The sequence below is a fragment of the Hydrogenophaga sp. genome (assembly GCF_035481345.1).
Lineage (GTDB): Bacteria > Pseudomonadota > Gammaproteobacteria > Burkholderiales > Burkholderiaceae_C > Hydrogenophaga.
The window spans coordinates 1-5,801 of record NZ_DATIGV010000091.1 but is presented as its reverse complement, the minus strand read 5'-3'; the positions used below and the strand labels follow the sequence as shown (position 1 = coordinate 5,801).

The window sequence follows — 5,801 nt, the reverse complement described above, 5'->3', positions numbered from 1 at the left end:
GGCGTCGGCCCCGGGCACGGTGGCTTGCATGGCGGTGAACAAGGCCTTCTCGGCGGCTTCCTGGAACAGGGCCGGGTTCACAGCCTCGCCCACGCCCTCGGACTTCTTGAGGATGTTGCCGATGCGCTTGTTGGCGGCGGCGAGGGCGGGCGCTTCGGGGAGGGCGGCGAAGGTGCGGACGGCCTGCAGCAATCTCGGCACATCCGCGAGGCGAGCCGGTTCCAACACGAGAACCGCGTCCACCTCTTGAGTGGAGAAACCTTGCTCTCGAAGTGATCCTCCGAGACGCTCCAACATGAAGGAGCCGCAACTCTCGTAAATCAGCGCCTCGACCTCAACAGCGTTCGCGACGCTACGAAGCAATGGCCATTTACTGACTTTCCCAAGAGCTTCGTAGCATGCGTGGCTCGCGATGCTGAGCACTTGGCGAAGCTCGATATTGAGATCCTGCTCGATCAGCATCCGCACCACCCCCAGCGCGTGCCGACGCAGCGCGAACGGGTCCTTGTCGCCCGTGGGCAGGTTGCCGATGCCGAACATGCCCACGAGCGTTTCGAGCTTGTCGGCCAGCGCCACCACCGTGCCCACGGCATTGCGCGGCAGCGCGTCGCCCGCGAAGCGCGGTTTGTAGTGGTCCTCGATGGCGAAGGCGATGTCTTCGGAAAGGCCGTCGTGGCGCGCGTAGTAGCCGCCCATGATGCCCTGCAGCTCGGGGAATTCGCCCACCATGTCGGTGAGCAGGTCGGTCTTGGCCAGGCGCGCGGCGGTGTCGGCCTGCTTGGCCAGCACATCACCGCCCAGTTGCTGGCCAATGGCCCGCGCGATGGCGCGCACGCGCTCCACGCGCTCGCCCTGCGTGCCCAACTGGTTGTGGTAGACCACCTTGCCCAGGCCCTCGACGCGCGATTCGAGCGTCTTCTTGCGGTCCTGGTCGAAGAAGAACTTGGCGTCGGCCAGGCGCGGGCGCACCACGCGCTCGTTGCCACCGATCACGGCGCTGGCGTCGGCGGGGCGGATGTTGCTGACCACGAGGAACTTGTTGGTCAGGCGCCCCTGGGCGTCGAGCAGGGGGAAGTACTTCTGGTTGGCCTTCATCGTGAGGATGAGGCATTCCTGCGGCACGTCGAGGAACTGCTGTTCGAACTCGCAAACGAGCACGTTCGGGCGCTCGACGAGTGCGGTCACTTCGTCGAGCAGGGCCTCGTCCTCGATGGGCCGGCAACCGCCGCCCACCCGCTCGGCAGCGGACGCGAGCTGGCGCACGATCTCGGCGCGGCGTTCTGCGAAGGAGGCGATGACGGCACCATCCTTTGCGAGCGCGTCGGCGTAGGTGTCGGCATTCGCCAGCGGGACCGGATCGACCGTGGCCTCGAAGCGGTGGCCGTGCGTGGCCCTGTCGGCCTGCAGGCCGAGCGCCTTCACCGGCACCACGTCCGCACCATGCAGGGCCACGAGCCCGTGAGCGGGCCGCACGAACTGCACGCTGTCCCAGCCCGGCCGTTCACAACCGGACTCCAACTGATAGGTCATGACCTTGGGAATGGGCAGTTGCGCGATGGCCTCATCCAGCGCCTTCTGCAGGCCGGCCGCGAGTTCAACACCGGGCGCGACGCTGTCGAAGAACAAGGCCTCGGCCTTGCCGTCCATGGCGCGGCGCAGGCCGGCCACGGCGGCAGCGTCAGCGCCCAGGCCGCCCAGGCGCTTGAGCAGCGCGGGCGTGGGCTGGCCGCTGGCGTCCAGGCCCACCGACACGGGCATGAGCTTCTGCGACACGGGTTTGTCGGCGCCCTTGGCGAGCACACCCGCCACGTGCGCGGCGAGGCGGCGCGGCGAGGCATAGGCGGTCACGGCCGCATCGGCGTGGGCCAGGCCCTGGGCCTTGAGGCCGTTGGCCAGGCCATTGGCGAAGGACTCGCCGAGCTTCTTGAGCGCCTTGGGCGGCAGTTCCTCGACGAAGAGTTCGACGAGCAGGTTCTGTGCGGACATCGTTGTTCTTCTCTTCCCGGCTCAGGCGGCCTTTTTCTCGATCTGGGCCACCCACTCGCGCGGCGCCATGGGAAAGCCCAGGCGTTCGCGGCTGTCGTAGTAGCTCTGGGCCACGCTGCGCGCGAGGTTGCGGATGCGGCCGATATAGGCGGCTCGCTCGGTCACGCTGATGGCACCGCGCGCGTCCAGCAGGTTGAAGCTGTGGGCGCACTTGAGCACTTGCTCGTAGGCGGGCAGCGCGAGCCGCTCGGCCATCAGGTGTTTCGCCTGCTTCTCATGCGCGGCGAAGGCGGTGAACAGGAAGTCGGCGTCGCTGTGCTCGAAGTTGTAGGTGGACTGTTCCACCTCGTTCTGCTTGTAGACGTCGCCGTAGCTCAGGCCCTCGGTCCAGGTGAGGTTGTAGACGTTGTCCACACCTTGCAGGTACATGGCCAGGCGCTCCAGGCCGTAGGTGATCTCGCCGGTGGCGGGGCGGCAGTCGATGCCACCGACCTGCTGGAAATAGGTGAACTGCGTCACTTCCATGCCGTTGAGCCAGACCTCCCAGCCCAGGCCCCAGGCGCCCAGCGTGGGGTTCTCCCAGTCGTCCTCGACGAAGCGGATGTCGTTCTTCTTCAGGTCGAAGCCCAGGGCCTCGAGCGAGCCCAGGTAGAGCTCGAGGATGTTGGCCGGTGCGGGCTTGAGCACGACCTGGTATTGGTAGTAGTGCTGCAGGCGATTGGGGTTCTCGCCGTAGCGGCCGTCCTTGGGGCGGCGGCTGGGCTGCACGTAGGCGGCCTTCCAGGGCTCGGGGCCGATCGCGCGCAGGAAGGTGGCGGTGTGGCTGGTGCCGGCCCCCACCTCCATGTCGTAGGGCTGCAGCAGGGCGCAGCCCTGGTTGGCCCAGTACGTCTGCAGCGTGAGGATGATTTGCTGGAAGGTCAACATGCGCGTGAGGCCCGCGCGCGGGCGGGCCGGCGGAAGGGGGGTGTCTTGTCGGGGATCGCGGCGCGCCGCGCGGGCGGCGGCACCGGAGGAATGCGCGATTTTACGGGGCGGGGTCTTGCCTGCCCGTGACTCAGCGGCGGCGCGTGCGCCCGCCCCGGCGCCCCAGGTGGCGCAGTGAGGCGATGACCAGCAGCAGCGCACCGCAGACCACCCACAGCGGCATGAGGCCCCAGCGGGCGGCCCATTGCGCGTAGGGGGTGAGGCCGCTGCGACCCTCCACCACCGCCTCCAGCCGGCCGCGCTCCAGGCGCGGCAACTGGTGCGTGACGACGCCCTGGTGGTCGATGGCGGCGGTGGCGCCGGTGTTGGTGGCGCGCAGCATGGGCCGGCCGAACTCCAGCGCGCGCAGGCGCGAGATCTGCAGGTGCTGGTCGATGGCGATGGAGTCGCCGAACCAGGCGATGTTGCTCAGGTTGACCAGCACGGTGGGCGCGCCCTCGGCCGTGGCGAAGCCGGCGGCGATTTCTTCGCCGAACAGGTCCTCGTAGCAGATGTTGGGCGCGATGCGCTGCCCCGCCCAGCTCCAGGGCGCCTGCGGCAGGGCGCCACGGGCGAAGTCGCCCAGCGGGATGTTCATCATCTGGGTGAACCAGCGAAAGAAGGGGGGAATGAACTCGCCAAAGGGCACGAGGTGGTGCTTGTCGTAGCGGTGCACCGCGGGCGACTGGGCATTGGCCAGGGCGCCCCGCGCGGCCGCGGGCGTGAAGCCCCAGGTGGAGTTGGTGTAGCCCGCCTCCAGGCTGCCCAGTGGCAGACCGGTGAGCACGGCGGCGGCCTGGGGGCCGGTCTGATGGGCGATGGGCTGCAGCAGCGGCTGCCAGAACGCGGCGCCGAGTTGCTCGGGCAGCAGGGGCACGGCGGTTTCAGGCGCCACCACGAGTTGCGGCCCGTCGGCGCGCGCGCCGGCGGCAGCCACGCCTTCCAGCACCTGGCGCGGGTACCAGTCGAGTGCCTGTGCCACGCCGGTGCCGGGCACGAACTTCTGGTCCTGCGGGATGTTGCCTTGCAGCAGCCACACGCGCAGCGGGCCGGTGCTGGCCGTCTCGGCCTGACCCAGGCCACGCCAGCGCTCGCCGCCGCCGAGGCAGCTCCACACCAGCAGCAGCACCACGAGCCAGCTCAAGGCGCCACGCGCCAGGCTCAGCGGCGTCCAGGTGCGCGCCTGCACACGGGGCGTGGGGGTGGACACGTAGACCCCTCCGCTCGCGTTGCGCACGGGCGCGGGCCGCACGGGCTTGCGCATCCAGGCCAGCGCGGCCTGCGCCGCGCCGGTGACGAGGGAGGCCAGCACGTAGGCCAGGATGGCCGCCAGGAAACCCATGCCGTAGACGCCGACCAGGGGCGCCCAGGGGGCCATCAGATCAACCTGCGCGTAGCCGCCCGCGCCCCAGGGAAAACCGGTGAAGAGCTGGCCGCGCGCGAGTTCGGCCAGGGTCCAGGCGGCGGCGAACATCAAGGCCTGTGCGCTGCGGGCCATGGGCGCCCAGGCGCAGAGGAAGCCCACGGCGAGGGCGTAGTACAGCGCCAGCGCGCCGGCCAGCGCCAGCACGGCGAGCGCGGCCAGCCAGGCCGGCAGACCGCCGTAGGTGTGCATGGAAATGAACAACCACCAGAAGCTGCCGGCCAGCCAGGCGGTGGCGAACAACCAGCCGCGCCACATGGCCTGCCCCACGCGCGTGGCGAACTGCAAGGCGAAGACCAGCAAGGCCAGCGAGACGATCTGCAGCACGCCACTGGGCTGCCCGATGGCGAAACCCGGCGGCACCCAGGCGGCCGTGGGCCAGGCAATGGCGGCGGCCTGCCCGAGGCCACCGGCCAGACAGACCCAGAAGAACAGGAAACCTGCCAGCCGCGACCCCCGCCCGGGCGGGCGGCGCGTCATGGGATGAAAGCTCGAAGGCGTGTGGAGCGATCCGAAGAGGCTGCGCATGGGCCGAGGGTCTGGGGGATGGATGTCAGGGCTCGGTGGGCAAGGGCGCCACCTTGAACCACTTCACGGCACCGCCCTTGGCGTGCAACACGGTGAAGCGCAGGCCTTCGAGTTCGTGCGTCTCGCCGCGCTTGGGCACGTGGCCCATGGTGTGCGCGATGAGGCCGCCGATGGTGTCGAAATCCTCGTCGGACAGGTGGAGTTCAAAGGCCTCGTTGAGACGTTCGATGGGCGTGTCGCCGCTGACGCGCCAGGTGCTGTCGGCCAGGGCAAAGATGTCGCCCGCGTCTTCATCGACGTCGAACTCGTCCTCGATCTCGCCGACGATCTCCTCGAGCACGTCCTCGATGGTGATGAGGCCGGCCACGCGACCGAACTCGTCGATGACGATGGCCAGGTGGTTGCGGTTGCCGCGGAACTCGCGCAGCAGGTCGTTGAGGCCCTTGCTCTCGGGCACGAAGGTGGCCGGGCGCAGCAAGGCGCGGATGTTGAGCGAGGGTGCGCGCTGCAGCTTGAGCAGGTCTTTCGCGAGCAGGATGCCGATGATGTTCTCTCGCTCGCCTTCGTACACCGGAAAGCGCGAGTGCGCGGTGTCGATCACCAGGTGCAGCAGTTCGTCGTAGGGCGCATCGATGTCGATCATGTCCATGCGCGGCGCCGCGACCATCACATCGCCCGCGGTCATGTCGGCGATGCGGATCACGCCTTCGAGCATCACCCGCGATTCGGCGTTGATGATGTCGTTGTCCTCGGCGTCGGCGAGGGTCTCGATCAGCTCGTCCTTGGAGTCCGGCCCGGGGTGCAGGAACTCGGCGAGCTTTTGCAGGAATCCGCGTTTGTCGGGAAGCCGCAGGCCGCGCTGCGGCCCGCTACTGGGTGGGTGGTCGGCCACTGGGGA

4 protein-coding genes are annotated in these 5,801 nt (G+C 69.0%); all 4 read right to left on the bottom strand.

Annotation, left to right across the window (positions count from 1 at the left end):
* Positions 1-1,986 (bottom strand): glycine--tRNA ligase subunit beta (glyS, locus tag VLG41_RS09910; protein WP_325349227.1); only part of this gene is annotated, 1,986 nt, incomplete at its 3' end.
* 21 nt (positions 1,987-2,007) lie between these two features.
* Positions 2,008-2,913, bottom strand: coding sequence for a glycine--tRNA ligase subunit alpha (gene glyQ / locus VLG41_RS09905; RefSeq protein ID WP_325349226.1), 906 nt, complete (start codon positions 2,911-2,913; stop codon positions 2,008-2,010).
* A 130-nt stretch (positions 2,914-3,043) separates the two neighbouring features.
* Positions 3,044-4,855: an apolipoprotein N-acyltransferase gene (lnt, locus tag VLG41_RS09900; RefSeq protein ID WP_325349225.1), complete on the bottom strand. Its 1,812-nt coding sequence runs from the start codon at positions 4,853-4,855 to the stop codon at positions 3,044-3,046.
* A 73-nt stretch (positions 4,856-4,928) separates the two neighbouring features.
* Positions 4,929-5,795, bottom strand: coding sequence for an HlyC/CorC family transporter (locus tag VLG41_RS09895; protein WP_325349228.1), 867 nt, complete (start codon positions 5,793-5,795; stop codon positions 4,929-4,931).
* Positions 5,796-5,801: the final 6 nt, after the last annotated feature.